The sequence below is a fragment of the Mesorhizobium salmacidum (SeqCode) genome, from assembly GCF_037179605.1.
GTDB lineage: Bacteria > Pseudomonadota > Alphaproteobacteria > Rhizobiales > Rhizobiaceae > Mesorhizobium > Mesorhizobium salmacidum.
Window position 1 is genome coordinate 24,608 of sequence record NZ_JAPYKS010000002.1, and the last position, 17,904, is coordinate 42,511.

Below are 17,904 nucleotides of genomic sequence, written 5' to 3' on the forward strand. Positions count from 1 at the left end.
GTCAGGAAATTCGTCAGGCTGAGTCGATTGGTGTCGACTTCGAGAACCGTAGCGGAGCGGACTCTTGGTCCGTGAGCAACGGAAGCGCAGAGGTCGGCATCAAACGGCCAGCATCACGAATTTAGTGACGGGATTTTAGGCGCAGACGCGATTACGGCCTTGCCTCTTGGCTTCGTAGAGCTGGCGGTCGGCGCGGCGGTAGAATTCCTCGGCGGTTTCCTTGCGGTCCCAGACGGCGAGGCCGACGCTGGTCGTGATCTTGAGCCGGACATTGTTGCCGGAGAGGATCGACATGTTGGCGATCGCCTTGCGGATGCGCTCGGCGAATTTGGCCAGGAGGTCCGCCTCCATGTTGGGCGTGACAACGGCGAATTCCTCACCGCCCAGGCGCGCCACCACATCGTGGAAACGTGTCATGTCCTTGAGGCATCTGGCGACAGCCTTGAGCACCTCGTCGCCGACGTCGTGGCCGTGGGTATCGTTGACCTGCTTGAAATGGTCGAGATCGAGGATCATCAGCCCGACCGGCTTTTCGATGCGCCGGAACTCCTCGAGATATTCCTTCAGCGCGTCGTCGAAATAGCGGCGATTCTGCATGCCCGTCAGACCGTCCGTCAGGGCGGCATGCTCGAACGTCTCCGAGCGGGCACTGAGCGAAACCGTCATGGCGCGCAGCTTGCCTTCTTCCGTCGCCTGTTTGCGGATCAGCGGGTAGATGAAGAAGATGCCGAAAAACAGCGCGGTCGCGAGCAGAACGCCCGTCGCGAACAACAGCTTGTTGAGGTAGATGACCTTGTCCAGGCCCGAAGGCGTATGGAGCTCGGTGGCGAAGGATTGCAAGAGCCCATAGGCGTGCAGCGTCACCAGGCCAGCAGCGAGGATCACGAAAATAAAGACGAAAAAAGCGGATTCCGCCTTATGGAAACGCATCTGCTCCCCGATGGAAAAGTGCCCGCCGACCTTATGGCACCGACCGCCTTACGGAGCGTTAATTCCGGCAACTTCAGCGGGAACCTTGCCCTCAAGGTCAGCTTTTTAAGTTGCATTAGCAACAAGTGTTTGGATCGTGGTTTCGCAATCGTCACCGGGGCGCAGTCTCTGCCATTCCGGCCCCAGCTGATGGCGAAACCAGGTCCCCTGCCGCTTGGCATATTGCCTTGTCGCGATTTTGGCGCGCTCGATCGCCTCGGGAAAGCTCGATTGCCCTGCCATTGCAGCCTGCAGTTCGCGAACCCCGATCGCCTTCATCGCCGGCAGGTCCGGATCCAGATGAAGGGCCGCAAGCTGCTTGACTTCCTCCAGCGCGCCCTTGTCCAGCATCCGGTCGAAACGTCTTTCGATGCGGTCGACCAACGCCGCCCGATCCGGCTCGATGACCAGGAAATGCGCGCTCTGCCTGTCGATCAGCGGCCGGCCGCGCTCGGCCTGCCATTCCAGGATCGATCGGCCGGACGCGTCGAGCACCTCGAGCGCCCGCACGATGCGCTGGCTGTCGGTTGGCTTCAGCTGCATGGCGGCTCTCGAATCCTCACGCAACAACAGGGCGTGCAGCTTGACCGCGCCTTGCTCTTTCAACTCATAGCGCCAGCGATCGCGGATCCGCTGCGGAATGTCGGGCATTTCCGAAATACCCTCGGTCAGCGCGCGAAAATAAAGGCCGGTGCCGCCGACAAAGATTGGCCGCCGCGAGAGGGTTCCGTCAGGCCGTTCGGAGAACGTGCCGTCGTCGATCAGTTTCATCACGTCGCGCAGCCAGGCGCCGGTCGAGTAGGCGGAGCCGGGATGGACATGCCCATAGAGAAAATGCGGCGCTCTTGCGAGCTCGGCCGCCTCCGGCCGGGCGGTCAGGACGTCGAGAACCGAATAGACCTGCATGGAATCGGTGTTGACGATGACGCCACCTGTGCGTTCGGCCAGTTCGAGCGCCAGCGCCGACTTGCCGCTGGCGGTCGGCCCAGCTATCAGGATCGCGTTCTTCACGCGGCCTTCGCCCGCATCCGCGCCGGAATCCTCGATGCCGCTCATTGCCACGCTTGTTTCCCATCCCGCTGACCGCGCTCTGTCGCCGTCGCTTGCGAATATGGCCTCACGGTCGGTGGGCGCAAGCGCTGTCGTCTGGCTGGCCGAAGGCATTGCCTGTGATCTTGCCCTGCCGCCAGCGGCGCAGGCTGATGAAACGACTGCAGGGCTTCGTGCCGCATTGGCCGTTGAGCCCATCGATGTGATCGTCCAGCAGGCTGAAACACGCCGCAAGAAAATCCTTATCGCCGATATGGATTCGACCATGATCGACCAGGAGTGCATTGACGAACTGGCCGACGAGATCGGCGTCAAGGATCACGTGGCGGCCATCACCGCGCGGTCGATGAATGGCGAGATCGCCTTCGAGCCGGCGCTGCGCGAGCGCGTGGCACTGCTCAAGGGTCTCGATGCCGCCGTGGTCGAGCATATCGTCGCCAATCGGCTGACGCTGGCCTCGGGCGGCCGCGCGCTGGTCCAGACCATGCGCGCCAACGGCGCCTGGACGGCACTCGTCTCGGGCGGTTTCGAGGTCTTCACCACGCGCATCGCTGCGATGCTTGGCTTTCAGGAAAACCGCGCCAACAGCCTGCTCGACCAGGATGGACGCTTCACCGGGCTGGTCGGCGAGCCGATCCTCGGCCGCGCCGCCAAGGCCGAGGCGCTGCTCGAAATCTGTGCGCGCCTTGGCTTGACGCCGGCCGATGCCATCGCCGTTGGCGACGGCGCCAACGATCTCGACATGATCCGCCTGGCCGGCACCGGTGTCGCGCTCCATGCCAAGCCCAGCGTCGCGGCGCAGGCAAAAGTCCGGATCGACCATGCCGACCTAACCGCGCTGCTCTATCTGCAGGGCTACCGGCGGGAAGAATTCGTGCAATGAAACCAATCCGTACCAAACGACTGATCCTGCGCAATTGGGAGGATCGCGACCGCCAACTGTTCCATCGCATCAATTCCGATGAACGCGTGATGGAGTTCTTCCCGTTTCGCCGCGACCGTGCCGCCGCCGACGCCAAGATGAATGAGTTCCGCGCCGCCATCGATCGCGACGGCATTGGCTTCGCCGCCGCTGAGATCCCTGCCACGGGCGAATGCATCGGCTTTGTCGGCATAACCGGAACCGATCACCTGCCGTTCCTGCCGGCCAGCATGATCGAGATCGGTTGGCGGCTGGCGCCCGAATTTTGGGGCAAGGGCTATGTCACCGAGGCCGCCGAGGCATGGCTGGCCTACGGTTTCGAGACATTGGCCCTCGACGAAATCGTTTCCTTCGCCGTCGCCGACAACCGCCGCTCGACTGCCGTCATGGAACGTCTCGGCATGACAGCCGATCCCTCCGCCGATTTCGATCATCCCAGCATTCCCGACAGCCATCCCGCGCTCAAGCGGAATGTGTTCTACCGGCTGTCTCGCCAAGACTGGCAGGCGAACCGCGGCTGATCAATGCCTGTCCGAAGGGAGTTCGTCGCCAGGTTGTGGCGATGCGGCGGCGACGCGGTCGAGCATTTTTGCGAAGTCGTCGCCCGATGCACCACCTGCCCTGCGACGCAGGAAATCGGTCGCCGTTTCCATTGCTCCGACCTTCTGCGCCACGGCAGAAGCGATCCACTGATTGAGCGATACACCGTCGGCCTTTGCCAAGCGCGCGGCTGCTTCCTTGACCGACTGTGGAAGCTTCAAAGGATAGGTTGCCTTGCTCATATTCGAAATCCTTCCAGCAGTTCGGCAGGACTGATAACTGGGACGTCAAAACGACCTGCCGCAGCCACAAAATCCCGGCGATTATGGGTGACTAAGGCATCCGCACGGCCATTTATTGCAGCCTCGAGCACCATTTCATCCTTCGGATCATTCAGTTGCGGGCGCCAGAGGAAATGCAACTCTACTGGTTCTGCCAACGCGGCAAAGCCAGCCAGCAGGCGGTCCAGGTCGGCAGCGGACAATCCATGAATCGCGCATTGTTCGGGACGAGATAGAACCGTTTCGTATTCAAGAAACAGTGCCGTCGTCACCAACGGACAAAGCCGCCGATCAGCAACCAACCGGAGGACGGCGAACGAAGCACCATTCCTGCTTCGCACGCCTGCCGTCAGAACGTTTGTGTCCAGGACAATCCGCTTCACAACTCAAAATAATACATCCCATGGGATGTTTCAACACGAGACCTGCCGGACGTCAATCCATCCGGATCGTCACGAACCTGAGCTCACCGGTCTTCGAAGCCAGCATCAGCAGCGCGTTCTTGCGCCCCTGCTCCTTCAGCGCGCCGATCCTGTCCATGACGTCCTTGGGCGTGGCGACCGATTCCTGCGCGATTTCGGTGATCACTTCGCCCGGCTGGATACCGCGTTCGGCGGCGGCGGAGTCCTTTGCCACGTCGGTGATGACGACGCCGGAGACATCTCCGGCGATGCTGAACTTCTTGCGCGTCTCGTCATTGAGTTCGCCGACCGTCATGCCAAGCACTGCGGCGGTCGAGACAGCCGGAGCCTTGTCGCCGCCCTTGTTCTGGTCGGTGTTGCCATTCTCGCCGCTGGCGAGCTTCTCGCCATCCTCGAGCCGGCCGAGCGTCACCTTCACCGTCTGCTCGACGCCCTTGCGCACGATCAGCACGTCGACGGCCTTGCCCACTGGGCTTTCGGCCACGACGCGCGGCAGGTCGCGCATTTCATGGATGTCCTTGCCGTCGAACTTGATGACGACGTCGCCGGCCTGGATGGTGCCGTTGTCGACTGGTCCGCCCTTGATGACGCCGGCCACCAGCGCGCCCTTGGCGGTCGCCATGCCCAGGCTTTCCGCGATGTCGTCCGTCACCGGCTGGATGCGCACGCCGAGCCAGCCGCGCCGCGTCTCGCCATATTGGCGCAACTGCTCGACGACGCCCGAGGCGAGCTGCGAGGGAATGGAGAAGCCGATGCCGATCGAGCCGCCGGAGGGCGAAATGATCGCGGTGTTCATGCCGATGACCTCGCCGGCGCTGTTGAACAGCGGTCCGCCCGAATTGCCGCGGTTGATCGCCGCATCGGTCTGGATGAAATCGTCATAAGGGCCCGAATTGATGTCTCGGTTGCGTGCCGAGACGATGCCAACGGTGACGGTGCCGCCGAGGCCAAACGGATTGCCGACCGCCATCACCCAGTCGCCGACGCGCATCTTGGTGGAATCGCCGAATTTCACCGCCGTCAGCTTGTGGCCTTTCGGATCGACCTTCAGCACCGCGACGTCGGTCTTGGTATCGGTGCCGACCAGCGTCGCCTTCAAGGTCACGCCATCGGAAAAATTGACCTCGATGTCGTCGGCATCGGCGATCACGTGGTTGTTGGTGACGACGATGCCTTGCTCGGCGTCGATGACGAAACCCGAACCGAGCGATTGCACCTTCTGGGACCCATTGTCCTTGTCGCCACCGCGGTTCTTGAAGAAGTCGTCGAAGAAGTCCTGGAACGGCGAGCCTTCGGGCAGCTGCGGCATCGGCACGGCGCCCGGCCCTTCGGTGCCCTTCACCGTCTGCGAGGTCGAGATGTTGACCACCGCGCCGAGCACGCCTTGCGCCAGGTCGGCGACCGAGGCAGGCCCGTCGGCGGCGAATGTCGGCGTCACGAAGGACGGGATGGCGGCAGTGCCCAGGACAAGCGCTGCCGTACCGGCGACCAACGTCCGTCGAGCGGCGCGCAAAAGGGTGTTGGATGTCATCGAGAAGCCTCCCGGCATTTCTGAAAGAGAAAAGCGCTTCGACGAAAACGCCGTGTCGCGCCATGATGGCAAGAAATACGGCACGTTTGCGGCTATGGCTATCGGCGGAGTGTAAATCGAGTGTTATTCCGCAAACCGGACGCCTTTACCCGCCCCGCACCAGCCAGACGATGCCGACACCGATGGCGATGGCGGCCAGCCCGCAATGCATTCTCCGGCATCGACAGCACTTCGCCCGCGAGCTTCCTCGCAAAGCGGGGGAAGCCGCCATAGACCAGGCCCTCTATGACAAGGACCAGGCCTATCGCCGCGAAGAAGTCCTGCACCGGCCGTTACTGGCCGGTGCTGGGCTGTGTCGTCGGCGCGGCAGGTGCCGCCGCCGGTGCGGCGGGTGCCGGCGATGTCGGCTTCGCCGGCCCTTCCTTGCCGTCGGGATCGCGGAAGTAGCGGAAGAACTCCGAGCTTGGCGACAGCACCATGGTGGTCCCGGTGCTGTCCAGCGCGGTGCCATAGGCATTCATCGACCGGTAGAAGTCGAAGAAGGCCGGATCACGTTGATAGGCTCCCGCGAAGGTGGCACTGCGCTGAGCTTCGCCCTCGCCGCGCAGGATCTCGGACTCCTTCCGCGCTTCGGCAACGATCTCGACCACTTCACGATCGGCGCGTGCCGTAATGCGCTGTGCCGCTTCGTTGCCGCGTGCCCTCAGCCGCGCGGCCTCCGCCAGGCGTTCCGCCTTCATGCGGTCATAGGTCTGCTGTGAAACTTCGGCGGTCAGATCGGTGCGGCGGATGCGGACATCCTCGATCTGCAAGCCGAGCGACGTGGCGTCGGGCCTGAGCTGATCGCGAACTTCGCGCATCATCACGGCACGCTCTTCGGAGAGCGCGGCCTCGAAATCGCGCAGGCCGTAGACGCGGCGCAACGCAGCGTCGAGACGTGTCCTGAGCCGCGCTTCGGCCAGTTCGATCTGACCCGACACCGCCGCACGGAAGACGCGCGGATCCGAGATGCGGTAGGCGATGAAGGCATCGACCTCATAGAACTTGCCGCCCGACACCTGGACGCGAATGTTGTCGAGATCGAAGCGCAGCACCCTGTTCTCGATCAGCTGCACCGTGTCGGCGTCGAAGAACGAGAACGGCGCCTTGAAGTAGATGCCTGGCTCGCTCTTAACGTCAACGATCTCGCCGAAACGGAGCACCAGCGCCTGCTGGCGCGCATTGACCACGAAGACCGAGGAATAGATCAGGAACAGGATGACCGCCGCTACGACGACGAAGATAGGAAGACGGTTGGCCATCATCACTGGGTACCTCCCGTGCTCGCGGCGGGGGCAGCCGGCGCCGGCGGTTTCGGTTGCAATGCGGGCAGCGGCAGATAGGGCAGGACACCTTGCCCGTTGCCCTGCTCGACGATGACCTTGCTCGAGTCCTTCAGAACCCTCTCCATGGTTTCCAGATAAAGGCGTTTGCGCGTGACATCGGGGGCCTTGGCATATTCGTCGTAGACCGAGATGAAGCGCTGGGCCTCACCTTCGGCTTCCTGCACCACACGGTTCTTGTAGGCGGCCGCGTCTTCGCGGACCTGGGCTGCCTCGCCGCGTGCCTGGCCGAGCTTCTGGTTGGAATACTGATTGGCCTGCTCGACGAACTTGTCCTCGTCCTGCTCGGCACGCTGCACCTCGTCGAACGCATCTGCCACCTCGCGTGGCGGCGCTGCATCCTCGATGGAGACGGCGTTGACGTTGAGGCCGGCCTTGTAGCCGTCCAGCGTCGTCTGGATGATCTCGCGCACCGAGGCCGCAATGCCCTGGCGGTCGTCGCGGAAAATGTCCTGTGCCGGCCGGCGGCCGACGGCTTCGCGCATGGCGCTCTCGGCAACCTGCCGCAGCATGCCGTCCGGGTCGGAAACGTCGAACAGGTAAGCGCGGGGGTCGGAGACCTGGTAGGCCACCGAAAACTGTACATTGACGATGTTCTGGTCGCCCGAGAGCATCAGGCCGTTGCCGCTGGTGTTGCCACCGCCAATGTCGACGAGCTGCTCTGAAATCTTGGCCGTCTCGACGGTTTCAAGCGGCCACCAATGGAAGTGCAGGCCAGGCTGGGAAAGCTCGGCCTTCGGCTTGCCGAAGCGAAGTTCGACCGCGACCTCGTCGGGCTGCACGGTATAGACCGCCTGGAAGGCCCACAAAACGACCAGCACCGCGGCGATCAGCCCGAACACGGCCGGACTGGCGCCACCGCCGCCGGGCAGCGCGCGCCTCAGCCGATCCTGGCCACGGCGAATGATGTCCTCGAGGTCGGGAGGCGACCCCTGCGGGCCGCTCGGCCCCTTGGGTCCCTGCCCCCAGGGTCCCTGATTGTTGCCGCCGCCACCCCACGGGCCGCCGCCTCCGCCACCTTTGTCGTTCCAGGGCATGAATGTCCTTTCGCTTGGAATTCCCTCAAGCGCCGCAGGTACGGCGCAAATCCAGTGTCGTTCTTCTATAGGGACGCCACGGCACGCTTTCAACGCGATGCCCGTCGACTTCATCCGTTTTGGGCCGGTAGCGACCCTTTGTCGTCCTTAAATGCCGTTTTTGTCTTCAAACCATCCCGCGGCGGCGCTCGTAAACTGTATAGCGCGTCGCATGGCTGTCCTTTTCTCCTGACGGAACCTCCTGCGAACTGACCACGCGCCATGTATCAGGGTCGATCGGCGGGAAATACGCGTCGCCGTCGACGGCGGCCAGCACATGGGTGACGTGCAGGCGGTCCGCCAGCGGCAGCGCCTGGGCATAGATCTCGCCGCCGCCGATGATGCAGACCTCGTCGACGCCTGTCATGCAGCGTCCGCGCACCGTTGCCAGCTGGATCGCGGCTTCCAGCGTATGCGCCACCTCGACGCCCTCGGCGCGCCACGCCTTGTCGCGGGTGACGACGATGTTCAGCCTGCCCGGCAGCGGCCGGCCGATGCCTTCATAGGTCTTGCGGCCCATGATGATGGGCTTGCCCATCGTGTCGGCCTTGAAGCGCTTGAGGTCGGTGGAGAGCCGCCAGGGCAACCCACCATCCCGCCCGATTACGCCGTTCTCGGCAATGGCGACGTAGATCGCGACATGCATCAATTTGCGTCCCCGCCATTGCTGTCCGACGGTTCGAGCAGGAGGATATCGATATCGTGCTCGGGATAGAAATCGTGCGCCGTCATCTCGAAACTCGTCGGCCCGACCTTTTTGACGTTGTCGCCGCAGAACGAGACCAGGGCTTTCGGGTTGCCCTTGTCGACGGTCAGCTTGAACTTGCCGATGGTGCCCGCCGCCCAGTTGCCGCCGGTGGTCAGGATATAGGCGATGCGGCTTTCGTAGAATTTGGGATAACCGTCCGCATTGTCCTTCGCCGCCTTGCGCACCGCATTCTCGAATGCGCCGTCCATGCAGTAGCGGGTCTTGTAGGCTGCGTATGAACCCTGGAACTGGCCCTCATTGAAAAAACTGACAGACGACGTGCCGCCGACGCTCGGCTTGTAGCGGTGCGAGACGTGAACGTCCTTGTTAGCCGGGAAGGCCGAGCGCCACCAATAGGTCGAGCGCAATTGCCAGAACGGCGAATAGCCGGGTTTTTGGCCACTGTCGGCGTCCGCATCCTCGATGATGATGCCGCGGTTGACCCAGTCGTCAGCCACCGCTTGAGGCAGCTTCGCCAGCGCCGCCTTGGCGGCATCGCCGAACGGATTGAAGGGCACGTTTTGCGCCTTCAAATCGGCGCTGATGTCGATGCCAAGCGCGAGCACCTTCTGCTCGAGTTGCGGCTTTGCCGGCGCGCCGTCGATCGTCACCTCGAAGCCGAGGAAGTTGTCGCTCTGGTTTTCAGGGATCGCCGGCATCTCTTCGGGATCGCCCGAAATGTCGGGCATCGGGAAGGCCACGATCGCGTCGACATCCTTGTCGGTGTTGTTGTGGAACACGTAATCCACCGTCACCTTTTCGGGCGAGATGAAAAGATCCTCACTTTGCATCGCCACGGCGTCGTTGCGCGACAGGATCAGGCCGCCGGTGCCAAGCTCGGCAATCGAATCATTGGCCAATGCAGGCGCCGCCGACAGGGCCAGTACGGTGGTCAAAACATATCGCAGCATGAAAGCCCCCTCGGCGAGAATGCCCGCGGGACCCTAGCCCTTTCAATGCGGCGTTTCAAAGCCCTTCCGCGTCAGTGCTCACGCATGCGGTCCGGACACGCATGCGGTCTGGACACGCACGCGGTCTGGACATGCATGCGGTCTGGACACGCACGCGGTCTGGACTAACAGGTCACGATCGGGCAGGAGTTCGCCGCATGCGCAAGCTTCTCGTCATCGGCATCGGCGCCGGCAATCCCGACCACATGACGGTTCAGGCCATATCGGGCCTGAACCGGGCGGACGTCCTGTTTATTCCCGACAAGGGCGCCGACAAGACAGACCTTGCCGACCTGCGGCGCGGGATCTGCGACCGCTTCGTCACCAACCCGACCTCACGCCGGGTCGAGTTCGACGTGCCGGTGCGCGCCGAACCAACGTCTTCCTATCGCTCGACGGTCGACGACTGGCATGAGGCGATCGCCGCCATCTACGAGGGGCTGATCCGCGACGAGATCGCCGGGGACGGTTGCGGCGCCTTCCTGATCTGGGGTGACCCCTCGCTCTACGACAGCGCCCTGCGCATCCTGCAGCGCGTGCGCCTGAGGGGCAGTGTCGCCTTCGAGCTGGAAGTCATCCCCGGCATAACTGCCATCCAGGCGCTGGCCGCCAGCCACAAAACGGCGCTGAACCGCATCGGCGATCCCGTGCTGATCACCACCGGCCGCCGCCTGACCGAGGAAGGCATGCCGGACAATGCCGGCAGCGCCGTCGTCATGCTCGACGGCAAATGCGCCTTCAACACGCTGGCCGACCAGAACCTTTTCATCCAATGGGGCGCCTATCTCGGCACGCCGGACGAGATCATCATCTCCGGCCGCCTGGGCGATGTCGGCGCCGAAATCGAAAAGCGCCGCGACGAAGCCCGCCGGGAAAAAGGCTGGATCATGGACACGTATTTGCTGCGGAAGCAGGAGTAGTAGTGAGTAGTGAGTAGTGAGGCCAACCAACTACTGAATACTGAATACTGACTACTGACTACTGACTACTGACTACTGACTACTGACTACTGACTACTGACTGTTCCCTACCCCGCTTCAATCTCGGCCTGCAGCGCATCCATATGCGTCGCCGCCGCGGCGGACGCCGCGCGCTCGATGGCGCGAAAGCGGCTGACCACCGCCAGGCCGACCGTCGTCAGCTGCGCCCCGCCGCCCTTGCGGCCGCCGGTCTGCGCCGAAACCAGCGGCTTACCAAACACCCGGTTCATGTCCTCGACCAGATCCCAGGCGTGCTTGTAGGACATCTCCATGCCGCGCGCGGCGGCCGAGATCGAACCGAACGTGGCGATGTGCTCCAGAAGCTCGATCTTGCCAGGGCCTATCCGTCCGTCCGGATCGAGATTTATCCGCAAGCTCAGCGACGGCATTTTTGCTCCTCCGCGATCGCTTCAGCTTCGGCGACCGTTATTCCAAAACAATATAGCGGCGATCACCACCCCTGTCAGCCGTCGACCTCGAGCGGCAAGCCGGCGCCGGTGTTCGCCCGGTCGAAGCTCACGGTCTTGACCACCGCGAAGACCTTGCCGCCAAGCCGCAGCTTCAGCGCCTGCCGCGACTGTTCCGTGATGCGAGCCAGCACGGTTGCGCCATCGCAGTCGATGCCGATCTCGACCGTCGGCCCCTCGCCTGGGCGGATCGCGACGATCGTGCCCGGCAGGATGTTGAGCGCGCTGAGGCCGGTCGGTTTCTCCGTGGCGATCATTACGTCGCGAGCGCGAATGCGGATGCGCACGGGAGCCCCGGGCTTCATCTCAAGGCGCGGAACGCGGATCTCGCCGGCGGCCGAACCGAGCACGGTCATGCCGAAAGTCTCGTCGTGACGCAGCACCTTCGTATCCAGCACGGCGCCACCCTCGCCGCGCTCTTCGGCCGGCAACAGGTCGAGCCTTTGGATGACTGCCTCGGTCGGCCCGCTGGCGATGACCTTGCCCTGCGCCAGCATCACCACATCGCTGGCCAGCCGCGCCACCTCGCCAACCGAATGGCTGACATAGACGATCGGGATTTTCGTTTCGTCGCGCAGTCGCTCGATATAGGGCAGGATCTCGGCCTTTCGGGCTTCGTCGAGCGAGGCCAGCGGCTCGTCCATGAGCAGCAGCCTGGGGCTGGCAAGCAGCGCCCTGCCGATCGCCACGCGTTGTTTCTCGCCGCCCGAGAGCCTTGCCGGCCGTCGCCCCAGCAGCGGGCCGATGCCGAGCAGTTCGACGACACTGTCCATATCCGCGTAGCGTTCCGCCGCCGGCGTGAACCAACGGCCGTAGCGCAGATTGCTCAGTACGCTCATATGCGGAAACAGGCGCGCATCCTGGAACACCATGCCGATGCGGCGCTTGTGCCTTGGCACGAAAATGCCGGCACCGGTATCGACCAGCACCCGGCCGTCGACCTCGATGCGCCCCTTGTCGGGCCGGATCAGCCCGGCAATCATGTTGATCAGCGTCGTCTTGCCCGAACCGGATGGCCCGAACAGCGCCGTCAGCCGTCCGGCGCTCTCGAAGCGGGCATCGATGGCGAAATCGCCAAGCCGATGTCCGATGTCGACAAGGACGCTCATTCGATGTCCATCCGCCGGCCGACGCGCCGCGCCAGCACTTCCGAGGCGACCAGTGCCGCCATCGAAATGATGATGGAAATCAGCGTCAGCCGCAGCGCCCCTTCGTCGCCGCCCGGCACCTGGGTAAAGGTGTAGATTGCCGTCGGCAGCGTCTGCGTCTCGTTGGGGATGTTGGAGACAAAAGTGATCGTGGCGCCGAACTCGCCCATCGCCTTGGCGAAGGACAGAATGGCGCCGGCGATCAGCCCGGGCAGGATCAGCGGCAGCGTGATGGTGCCGAACACCCACAGAGGGTTGGCGCCGAGCGTGCCCGCGGCCGCCTCCATGTTACGGTCCACCGCCTCGATCGACAGCCGAATCGCGCGCACCATCAGGGGAAAGCCCATGACGCCGCAGGCAAGGGCGGCACCCGTCCAGCGAAACGAGAAGACGATGCCGAAATGTTCGGCGAGGAATGCACCGGCCGGGCCGCGCCTGCCGAAAGTCAAAAGCAAGAGATAACCGGTCACCACGGGGGGCAGGATCAACGGCAGATGCACCAGCCCGTTGAGCAGTGTCTTGCCCCAGAATTTCCCCCGGGCAAGCAGCAGCGCGATCGCTATGCCCGGCGGCAGACTGGCCAGCATCGCAGCCGTCGCCACCTTGATGGACAGCCGGACCGCATTCCATTCGTCGGGAGTGAGGTCCAGCAGCCAGGTCATATTGCGGTATCGGGGCCTTTTCGAACTCAGTTGCTCGGCGTGAGCACGGTAAAACCCTGTTCCCTGAAGAGTGCGCCGGCCTTGGCGGATTGCAGGCACTTCAGGAAGGCCGGTGTATCCTTGTCCTTCGAATCGGCGGTCTGGGCAACCGGATAGATGATCGGCGGGTGTGAATCCTCTGGGAAGGTGCCGACCACCTTGACGCCCTTTTCGGCGTGCGCGTCGGTGGCATAGACGATACCGAGGGCCGCTTCGCCGGTCGAAACCAGCTTCAGGGCCGCACGGACATTCTCGGCCTGCGCCACCTTGCCCTCGACCGAGGACCAGACGCCGAGCGATTCGAGTGCCGCCTTGCCGTATTTGCCGGCCGGCACGGCCTTGAAGTCGCCCATGGCGAGTTTGCCGTCGCCGACGAGCTTGGCGAGATCGAAGCCCTTCTCGATCTCGGCTTCGACAGTCGAATCCTTCGGCGCCACCAGCACGATCTTGTTGCCGAGCAACTTCACTTCCGTATTGGGCTTGGTCAGCTTTTTGTCGGAGAGATATTTCATCCAATCGAGATCGGCCGAGATGAAGACATCGGCCGGTGCCCCGCCCTCGATCTGCTTGGCCAGCGCCGAACTCGCGGCATAGGAGACGGTCGCGGCCTCGCCGACATCGGCTTCGCAGGCCTTGTTCACCGCGTCGAGCGCGTCCTTGAGGCTGGCCGCCGCGAACACCACGACCTTGTCTTCCGCGTGCGCTGCCGGCATTGCCGCCATCAACGCCGCTGCAAAACCGCCAATGGCGATCGTCCTCAACCCGAAACCTTTGCGCGTCATCGAAAACTCTCCCTGGGTTTGAAATCCGGTCCGCTCAAGCCTGCCAACCGATATATCCGCATGGATATAACAAGGGAAGGCCTGCACTGCTGGAAAGCACCGTCTTGGCGCGCCTTGGGCCTCCCGCCTAGTCACGCCGCGCTAGGTCATGAGGGATTGCCGTGGCCGTCGGATCGAAACGGGGCGGCAGGCTCTGGAAGACGTGAAGAATTCGAGCGGCTGGAGGCGCTCTATTGGCTGCATCTGCCAGACGCGACCTCGTCAAGCAGAGCTCGGACAACGACGGAACCTTGCGGTGCATTTACGTTGCGCTCGCTGACGTCGAGGGATCGACGCCGGTGTCCGACATGGATAGCGTTGAGGGCACGCCGCTGCTCGATCTCAAGCCTGACCGCGCCTTTTCCAAGCCGATCGCGCCGCAGCAGGCGCGGACTTCGAGGTGGATAGAAGATCTCAGCCCCTATCGAAGTTTGTCAGGCAGCAAGTCTATGAATCAAAGCATCTTCGACATAGATGCCATTGATGGTGTTATGAGAAAATCGCACCTCACCCAGTCCATCAACCCGCATGGCGATACCTAGGCCGGCGATCAGCCGGTCGTCAGCCGATGTGATCTTGACCTTGCTAAGATCTAGAATGGGTTCTTGCGGACGTGCCTTACGCCAGTCGGCGGCGATGGTTGCCGCATCGAGATATTTTTTCTCAAGATCCTTTCTGGGGCCGCGATAGGCGATGATCATGCGCCAATTGTCGACGTCCCCGTTGTACAACCAAAGCGCGGCCGCGACTCCGAATCCCTTGTCATCAAGTGCGCGAATTAAGTTGATGCCGGCATCAATGTCGGTCCTTACCAACGCTCCTGAAGCCATCTGAATATTCCCTGTTCTTCATCGACCATAGCGTTCCGCATAGCCGTCGCCTCAAACACATCTATCATATCGTAACGCGAAGCTTCATTCCAATCTGAGACCGCTGACCAATGGCCATCGAACACAGGCGATGCCGTCCGGCTTTCTGTAAGGTCTGCAGAAAGACCCGCCAACGCTATGAGCCTGTTGAGGTCATGGCTGTAAATGTCTTGAACGAATTTTTTGTCAGGAATGGCATCTGATCGAAAAAGCCTCGAAATTCTTGACTTGATCGCAATTTCTGCAGCGTAACCAAAGAGATAGTACGCATTCGAATAGCGCTCATTCTGAAACAAAAATTCTGCGTCGTACAGCTTCGCGTTGGCTATGGCCTGCAGCACGCTCCTTTCGAGTGTCATACCGCTATCGGCGCCTTGATCGAGGCATCGGCGATATAGTTTTCCAGCCGGAAATCCTCGAAGCGGAAGGCGAACAGGTCCTTCACCTCCGGATTGATCCACATCGTCGGCAGCGCCCGCGGCGTGCGCTGCAACTGTTCGCGCGCCTGCTCGAAATGGTTGGAGTAGAGATGCGCGTCGCCGAGCGTGTGGACGAAATCGCCTGGCTTCAGCCCCGTCACCTGCGCCACCATCAGCGTCAGCAGCGCATAGGACGCGATGTTGAACGGCACGCCGAGGAAGATGTCGGCGGAGCGCTGGTAGAGCTGGCAGGAAAGCCGGCCCTCGGACACGTAGAACTGGAACAGGCAGTGGCAAGGCGGCAACGCCATGGCTTCCACCTCGGCGGGATTCCAGGCCGAGACGATCAGTCGCCGCGATTGAGGATTGCGGCGGATCTCCTTGAGAAGATTGGCAATCTGGTCGATCGAACCGCCGTGGCCGTCAGGCCAGGACCGCCACTGCTTGCCGTAGACCGGACCAAGGTCGCCATTCTCGTCGGCCCATTCGTCCCAGATCGAAACGCCATGGTCCGTCAGGTATTTGATGTTGGTGTCGCCGGCCAGGAACCACAGCAGTTCATGGATGATCGACTTCAGGTGCAGCTTCTTGGTGGTGGTGACCGGAAAGCCGCGCGCCAGATCGAAGCGCATCTGGTAGCCGAAGACGGAGCGCGTGCCGGTGCCGGTACGGTCGCCGCGATCGGCGCCGTTGTCCAGCACGTGCTGCAAGAGGTCGAGATACTGGCGCATCGGTTCCGGGCTCGATTCGAGATTTGCCGATCATAGCGCATGTGGGCGCTGACGCCACGCTTGTCTGAAGTTTCCCAATCCAGGGGAGAAACTGTCTCAGCGCTCGCTCTGGCGAACCGGAAACGCGGAAAATCGCCAGCCGGCCGCCAGAAGGGAGTGACCAAAAAAGGTCCTAGAGGGAGCCGAGCTTGCCCAGATCCTTGGCCACCAGATAGTAAAAGGTCACACGGTTCTTGGTGTTGTCGGCGTGCATCGCCTTGCAGGTCTTTTCGATCGCAGCGTCGGCTTTCGCCCCGTCGCTGACGCCGAGCTTCTTGGCCACCCAACTCTCCTTGACCCGCGCCAATTCTTTCGGGTCCGTGCAGGACACCAGGGAGGAGTCGCGGTTCCTCAGCGCAATGCCCAGATGCTTGACGATCTTTTCGACCGCATCGGCGTTTGCCGCGGCGTCATACTTCTTCACATCCGCAAGATAGTCGGCCATCAAAATTCCCCCTCGTCGGCGCCACGGATCCGATCGATGAGGGCTGTGGCGCTTGGCAACTTGTGCGCTAGGTCGGTAACTCCTCACCGCTCGCAAAGCTTCGGTTGAGACCGCGCCCAAGTCAACCCTCGGCGTCGCGATTTGACACAGGGACAAACCACCATTGCGGCCTTTCATTTCCACGCAACGCCCCCTATATTCGTTTTGTCGGCTTGACCGACTATGGCGATAAATGGGCGATGAAATAAGCCGTTCGGACCCGGGGGCGGTACCCGGCGCCTCCACCAAAAGCCGCTGTCGACGATAGAGCGGTTTTTGCTGGGGGCGAAATAGGATCGACGAAGGTGTAAAGATCGTACTTTTGCCCGGCATTGTACCACCGTTATCGGGCTAAACTTATAGTTGCCAACGACAACTATGCGGAAGCACGTCTCGCTGCTTAATGCAGTGCGATAGCTTCAAATCAAGCCCTAGGGGTTCGCACTTTTAGGCGGGGTTCGGAGGTACCTGGCAACAGAAACCTCCACTTCTCCCCCTCCAATTTCCGTCACGCACAACGGCTCGTGCCGACGAAACTTCGCGCCTCTTCACCCAGGACGAAGAGCGCAGGCAAACGCTCGACGAGGCCGAGCGCACTTGCCAATCAGTGGCCGGCGTTTGTGCCGAACTTGGCTACGAATTGGTGGCCTTGCCGCTGGCGCCAGTCGAGGAGCGCGTGCGCTTCCTCCTCGACGCGGCTGGATTGTCGCTGACATCGCGAGCATAAAGCGGCCGGACCACCGGCCCGGCCTTTCATGCGCGTTGTTGGAACCCGGCGAAATATTGTGGATTGAACCGACATCTTGGAGATCGGAAACATGGCGCTCAAGCGGATGGACAATGTAGGAATCGTCGTCGAAGACCTCGGAGTGACGATCGATTTCTTTCGCGAACTCGGCCTCGAGCTCGAAGGGCGGGCCACGATCGAAGGAGAATGGGCCGGGCGTGTCACCGGACTGGGCGATCAGCATGTCGAGATTGCCATGATGCGCACGCCGGACGGCCACAGCCGGCTGGAGCTCTCCCGCTTCCTCACGCCGCCTGTCGTCGCGGATCACCGGAATGCCCCGGTCAACGCCCTGGGCTACCTCCGCGTCATGTTCACCGTGGACGACATCGACGATACGCTTGAACGGCTCCGCACGAGCGGCGCGCAGCTCGTGGGTGAAGTGGTCCGGTATAAGGATGTGTATCGGCTCTGCTACATCCGTGGGCCCGAAGGGCTTCTCATCGGACTCGCCCAGGAACTCAGCTGAGCGCCAGAGAGCAGTCGTGGACCCGGGCCAAACGCCGGTTTTGCGCCGGGATAAACGACTGCAGTTTGTGTGGTCCGCTATGCCTCCGGCACAAAAAAGGCCGGGATCGACCCGGCCT

At 62.3% G+C, this 17,904-nt stretch carries 22 protein-coding genes, 1 other RNA gene and 1 pseudogene; 6 read left to right on the plus strand and 18 right to left on the minus strand.

The window, feature by feature from the left end; translation table 11 throughout:
* Positions 1-135: 135 nt before the first annotated feature.
* Together O7A60_RS02700 and miaA are read right to left on the minus strand one after the other, a co-directional pair.
* Positions 136-930: a GGDEF domain-containing protein gene (locus O7A60_RS02700; RefSeq protein WP_027141716.1), complete on the minus strand. Its 795-nt coding sequence runs from the start codon at positions 928-930 to the stop codon at positions 136-138.
* A gap of 105 nt (positions 931-1,035) precedes the next feature.
* Entirely contained in the window at positions 1,036-2,025 is a 990-nt protein-coding gene (gene miaA / locus O7A60_RS02705) for a tRNA (adenosine(37)-N6)-dimethylallyltransferase MiaA (RefSeq protein WP_337105193.1), read from the minus strand.
* Here miaA and serB point away from each other — a divergent pair.
* Entirely contained in the window at positions 2,015-2,902 is an 888-nt protein-coding gene (serB, locus tag O7A60_RS02710; RefSeq protein ID WP_337104912.1) for a phosphoserine phosphatase SerB, read from the plus strand. The two genes, miaA and serB, sit on opposite strands and share 11 nt — an antisense overlap.
* The gene (locus O7A60_RS02715; protein WP_337104913.1) at positions 2,899-3,462 is read left to right on the plus strand and encodes a GNAT family N-acetyltransferase; all 564 of its coding nucleotides are present in this window, start codon (positions 2,899-2,901) and stop codon (positions 3,460-3,462) included. Before serB ends, O7A60_RS02715 begins: the two co-directional genes overlap by 4 nt.
* On the opposite strand, the gene O7A60_RS02720 is transcribed toward O7A60_RS02715, so the two are convergent.
* From O7A60_RS02720 to O7A60_RS02730, 3 genes are read right to left on the minus strand one after another with little or no spacing between them, the layout of a single operon-like run.
* Positions 3,463-3,723: a toxin-antitoxin system HicB family antitoxin gene (locus O7A60_RS02720; RefSeq protein WP_337104914.1), complete on the minus strand. Its 261-nt coding sequence runs from the start codon at positions 3,721-3,723 to the stop codon at positions 3,463-3,465. It abuts the gene before it with no gap.
* Complete coding sequence (locus O7A60_RS02725) at positions 3,720-4,145, minus strand: putative toxin-antitoxin system toxin component, PIN family (RefSeq protein ID WP_337104915.1); 426 nt, start codon at positions 4,143-4,145, stop codon at positions 3,720-3,722. The genes O7A60_RS02720 and O7A60_RS02725 overlap by 4 nt, the downstream gene beginning before the upstream one ends.
* 52 nt (positions 4,146-4,197) lie before the next feature.
* Positions 4,198-5,715, minus strand: coding sequence for a DegQ family serine endoprotease (locus tag O7A60_RS02730; protein ID WP_337104916.1), 1,518 nt, complete (start codon positions 5,713-5,715; stop codon positions 4,198-4,200).
* Here O7A60_RS02730 and O7A60_RS02735 point away from each other — a divergent pair.
* On the plus strand, positions 5,705-5,830 hold the full coding sequence (locus O7A60_RS02735) for a hypothetical protein (protein WP_281405555.1): 126 nt from the start codon (positions 5,705-5,707) through the stop codon (positions 5,828-5,830). The genes O7A60_RS02730 and O7A60_RS02735 overlap by 11 nt on opposite strands.
* Before the next feature lie 30 nt (positions 5,831-5,860).
* On the opposite strand, the pseudogene O7A60_RS02740 reads toward O7A60_RS02735, so the two are convergent.
* The 5 genes and pseudogenes from O7A60_RS02740 to O7A60_RS02760 all read right to left on the minus strand — a co-directional run bounded on the left by O7A60_RS02740 (position 5,861) and on the right by O7A60_RS02760 (position 9,832).
* Positions 5,861-6,041 (minus strand): annotated as a pseudogene (locus tag O7A60_RS02740) (DUF2065 domain-containing protein).
* 6 nt (positions 6,042-6,047) lie between these two features.
* Positions 6,048-7,016 (minus strand): protease modulator HflC, encoded by a 969-nt coding sequence (hflC, locus tag O7A60_RS02745; protein WP_337105194.1) that lies wholly within the window; start codon positions 7,014-7,016, stop codon positions 6,048-6,050.
* A gap of 2 nt (positions 7,017-7,018) precedes the next feature.
* Entirely contained in the window at positions 7,019-8,134 is a 1,116-nt protein-coding gene (gene hflK, locus O7A60_RS02750) for an FtsH protease activity modulator HflK (RefSeq protein WP_337104917.1), read from the minus strand.
* Positions 8,135-8,300: 166 nt separating this feature from the next.
* Positions 8,301-8,819 (minus strand): dihydrofolate reductase, encoded by a 519-nt coding sequence (locus O7A60_RS02755; protein ID WP_337104918.1) that lies wholly within the window; start codon positions 8,817-8,819, stop codon positions 8,301-8,303.
* Positions 8,819-9,832: a DUF4424 domain-containing protein gene (locus tag O7A60_RS02760; RefSeq protein WP_337104919.1), complete on the minus strand. Its 1,014-nt coding sequence runs from the start codon at positions 9,830-9,832 to the stop codon at positions 8,819-8,821. Before O7A60_RS02760 ends, O7A60_RS02755 begins: the two co-directional genes overlap by 1 nt.
* A 197-nt stretch (positions 9,833-10,029) precedes the next feature.
* Between O7A60_RS02760 and cobF the strand changes: the two genes are divergently transcribed.
* On the plus strand, positions 10,030-10,791 hold the full coding sequence (cobF, locus tag O7A60_RS02765; protein ID WP_337104920.1) for a precorrin-6A synthase (deacetylating): 762 nt from the start codon (positions 10,030-10,032) through the stop codon (positions 10,789-10,791).
* A 107-nt stretch (positions 10,792-10,898) separates the two neighbouring features.
* Here the strand turns inward: cobF and O7A60_RS02770 are convergent, their stop codons facing one another.
* From O7A60_RS02770 to O7A60_RS02805, 8 genes are all read right to left on the minus strand, one after another.
* A complete protein-coding gene (locus O7A60_RS02770; protein WP_127279684.1) occupies positions 10,899-11,240 on the minus strand; it encodes a winged helix-turn-helix domain-containing protein in 342 nt (113 codons plus the stop codon).
* A 74-nt stretch (positions 11,241-11,314) separates the two neighbouring features.
* Positions 11,315-12,427, minus strand: a complete 1,113-nt coding sequence (gene modC, locus O7A60_RS02775; RefSeq protein ID WP_337104921.1) for a molybdenum ABC transporter ATP-binding protein — start codon at positions 12,425-12,427, stop codon at positions 11,315-11,317.
* Positions 12,424-13,128, minus strand: a complete 705-nt coding sequence (gene modB, locus O7A60_RS02780) for a molybdate ABC transporter permease subunit (RefSeq protein ID WP_337104922.1) — start codon at positions 13,126-13,128, stop codon at positions 12,424-12,426. Before modB ends, modC begins: the two co-directional genes overlap by 4 nt.
* Positions 13,129-13,154: 26 nt before the next feature.
* Complete coding sequence (gene modA / locus O7A60_RS02785) at positions 13,155-13,949, minus strand: molybdate ABC transporter substrate-binding protein (protein ID WP_337104923.1); 795 nt, start codon at positions 13,947-13,949, stop codon at positions 13,155-13,157.
* 473 nt (positions 13,950-14,422) lie between these two features.
* Positions 14,423-14,818 (minus strand): hypothetical protein, encoded by a 396-nt coding sequence (locus O7A60_RS02790; protein ID WP_337104924.1) that lies wholly within the window; start codon positions 14,816-14,818, stop codon positions 14,423-14,425.
* Complete coding sequence (locus O7A60_RS02795) at positions 14,797-15,216, minus strand: hypothetical protein (protein ID WP_337104925.1); 420 nt, start codon at positions 15,214-15,216, stop codon at positions 14,797-14,799. Before O7A60_RS02795 ends, O7A60_RS02790 begins: the two co-directional genes overlap by 22 nt.
* Entirely contained in the window at positions 15,213-16,007 is a 795-nt protein-coding gene (locus tag O7A60_RS02800; protein ID WP_337104926.1) for a thymidylate synthase, read from the minus strand. The genes O7A60_RS02795 and O7A60_RS02800 overlap by 4 nt, the downstream gene beginning before the upstream one ends.
* A gap of 172 nt (positions 16,008-16,179) precedes the next feature.
* Complete coding sequence (locus tag O7A60_RS02805; RefSeq protein ID WP_149902293.1) at positions 16,180-16,491, minus strand: DUF2853 family protein; 312 nt, start codon at positions 16,489-16,491, stop codon at positions 16,180-16,182.
* A gap of 167 nt (positions 16,492-16,658) precedes the next feature.
* Here O7A60_RS02805 and ssrA point away from each other — a divergent pair.
* Positions 16,659-17,019, plus strand: a transfer-messenger RNA (tmRNA) gene (gene ssrA / locus O7A60_RS02810).
* Positions 17,020-17,348: 329 nt separating this feature from the next.
* Positions 17,349-17,786, plus strand: a complete 438-nt coding sequence (locus O7A60_RS02815) for a VOC family protein (protein ID WP_337104927.1) — start codon at positions 17,349-17,351, stop codon at positions 17,784-17,786.
* Positions 17,787-17,904 lie beyond the last annotated feature (118 nt).

Excerpts from the sequence above, each read along its gene's own strand:
- O7A60_RS02815 (WP_337104927.1), top strand. The coding sequence starts at position 17,349 with ATGGCGCTCAAGCGGATGGACAATGTAGGAATCGTCGTCGAAGACCTC.
- O7A60_RS02805 (WP_149902293.1), bottom strand. The coding sequence starts at position 16,491 with ATGGCCGACTATCTTGCGGATGTGAAGAAGTATGACGCCGCGGCAAAC.
- modB (WP_337104922.1), bottom strand. The coding sequence starts at position 13,128 with ATGACCTGGCTGCTGGACCTCACTCCCGACGAATGGAATGCGGTCCGG.
- O7A60_RS02770 (WP_127279684.1), bottom strand. The coding sequence starts at position 11,240 with ATGCCGTCGCTGAGCTTGCGGATAAATCTCGATCCGGACGGACGGATA.
- hflC (WP_337105194.1), bottom strand. The coding sequence starts at position 7,016 with ATGGCCAACCGTCTTCCTATCTTCGTCGTCGTAGCGGCGGTCATCCTG.
- modA (WP_337104923.1), bottom strand. The coding sequence starts at position 13,949 with ATGACGCGCAAAGGTTTCGGGTTGAGGACGATCGCCATTGGCGGTTTT.
- O7A60_RS02700 (WP_027141716.1), bottom strand. The coding sequence starts at position 930 with ATGCGTTTCCATAAGGCGGAATCCGCTTTTTTCGTCTTTATTTTCGTG.
- modC (WP_337104921.1), bottom strand. The coding sequence starts at position 12,427 with ATGAGCGTCCTTGTCGACATCGGACATCGGCTTGGCGATTTCGCCATC.
- cobF (WP_337104920.1), top strand. The coding sequence starts at position 10,030 with ATGCGCAAGCTTCTCGTCATCGGCATCGGCGCCGGCAATCCCGACCAC.
- O7A60_RS02790 (WP_337104924.1), bottom strand. The coding sequence starts at position 14,818 with ATGGCTTCAGGAGCGTTGGTAAGGACCGACATTGATGCCGGCATCAAC.
- O7A60_RS02795 (WP_337104925.1), bottom strand. The coding sequence starts at position 15,216 with ATGACACTCGAAAGGAGCGTGCTGCAGGCCATAGCCAACGCGAAGCTG.
- miaA (WP_337105193.1), bottom strand. The coding sequence starts at position 2,025 with ATGAGCGGCATCGAGGATTCCGGCGCGGATGCGGGCGAAGGCCGCGTG.
- O7A60_RS02800 (WP_337104926.1), bottom strand. The coding sequence starts at position 16,007 with ATGCGCCAGTATCTCGACCTCTTGCAGCACGTGCTGGACAACGGCGCC.
- O7A60_RS02715 (WP_337104913.1), top strand. The coding sequence starts at position 2,899 with ATGAAACCAATCCGTACCAAACGACTGATCCTGCGCAATTGGGAGGAT.
- hflK (WP_337104917.1), bottom strand. The coding sequence starts at position 8,134 with ATGCCCTGGAACGACAAAGGTGGCGGAGGCGGCGGCCCGTGGGGTGGC.
- O7A60_RS02730 (WP_337104916.1), bottom strand. The coding sequence starts at position 5,715 with ATGACATCCAACACCCTTTTGCGCGCCGCTCGACGGACGTTGGTCGCC.
- O7A60_RS02760 (WP_337104919.1), bottom strand. The coding sequence starts at position 9,832 with ATGCTGCGATATGTTTTGACCACCGTACTGGCCCTGTCGGCGGCGCCT.
- O7A60_RS02755 (WP_337104918.1), bottom strand. The coding sequence starts at position 8,819 with ATGCATGTCGCGATCTACGTCGCCATTGCCGAGAACGGCGTAATCGGG.
- O7A60_RS02720 (WP_337104914.1), bottom strand. The coding sequence starts at position 3,723 with ATGAGCAAGGCAACCTATCCTTTGAAGCTTCCACAGTCGGTCAAGGAA.
- serB (WP_337104912.1), top strand. The coding sequence starts at position 2,015 with ATGCCGCTCATTGCCACGCTTGTTTCCCATCCCGCTGACCGCGCTCTG.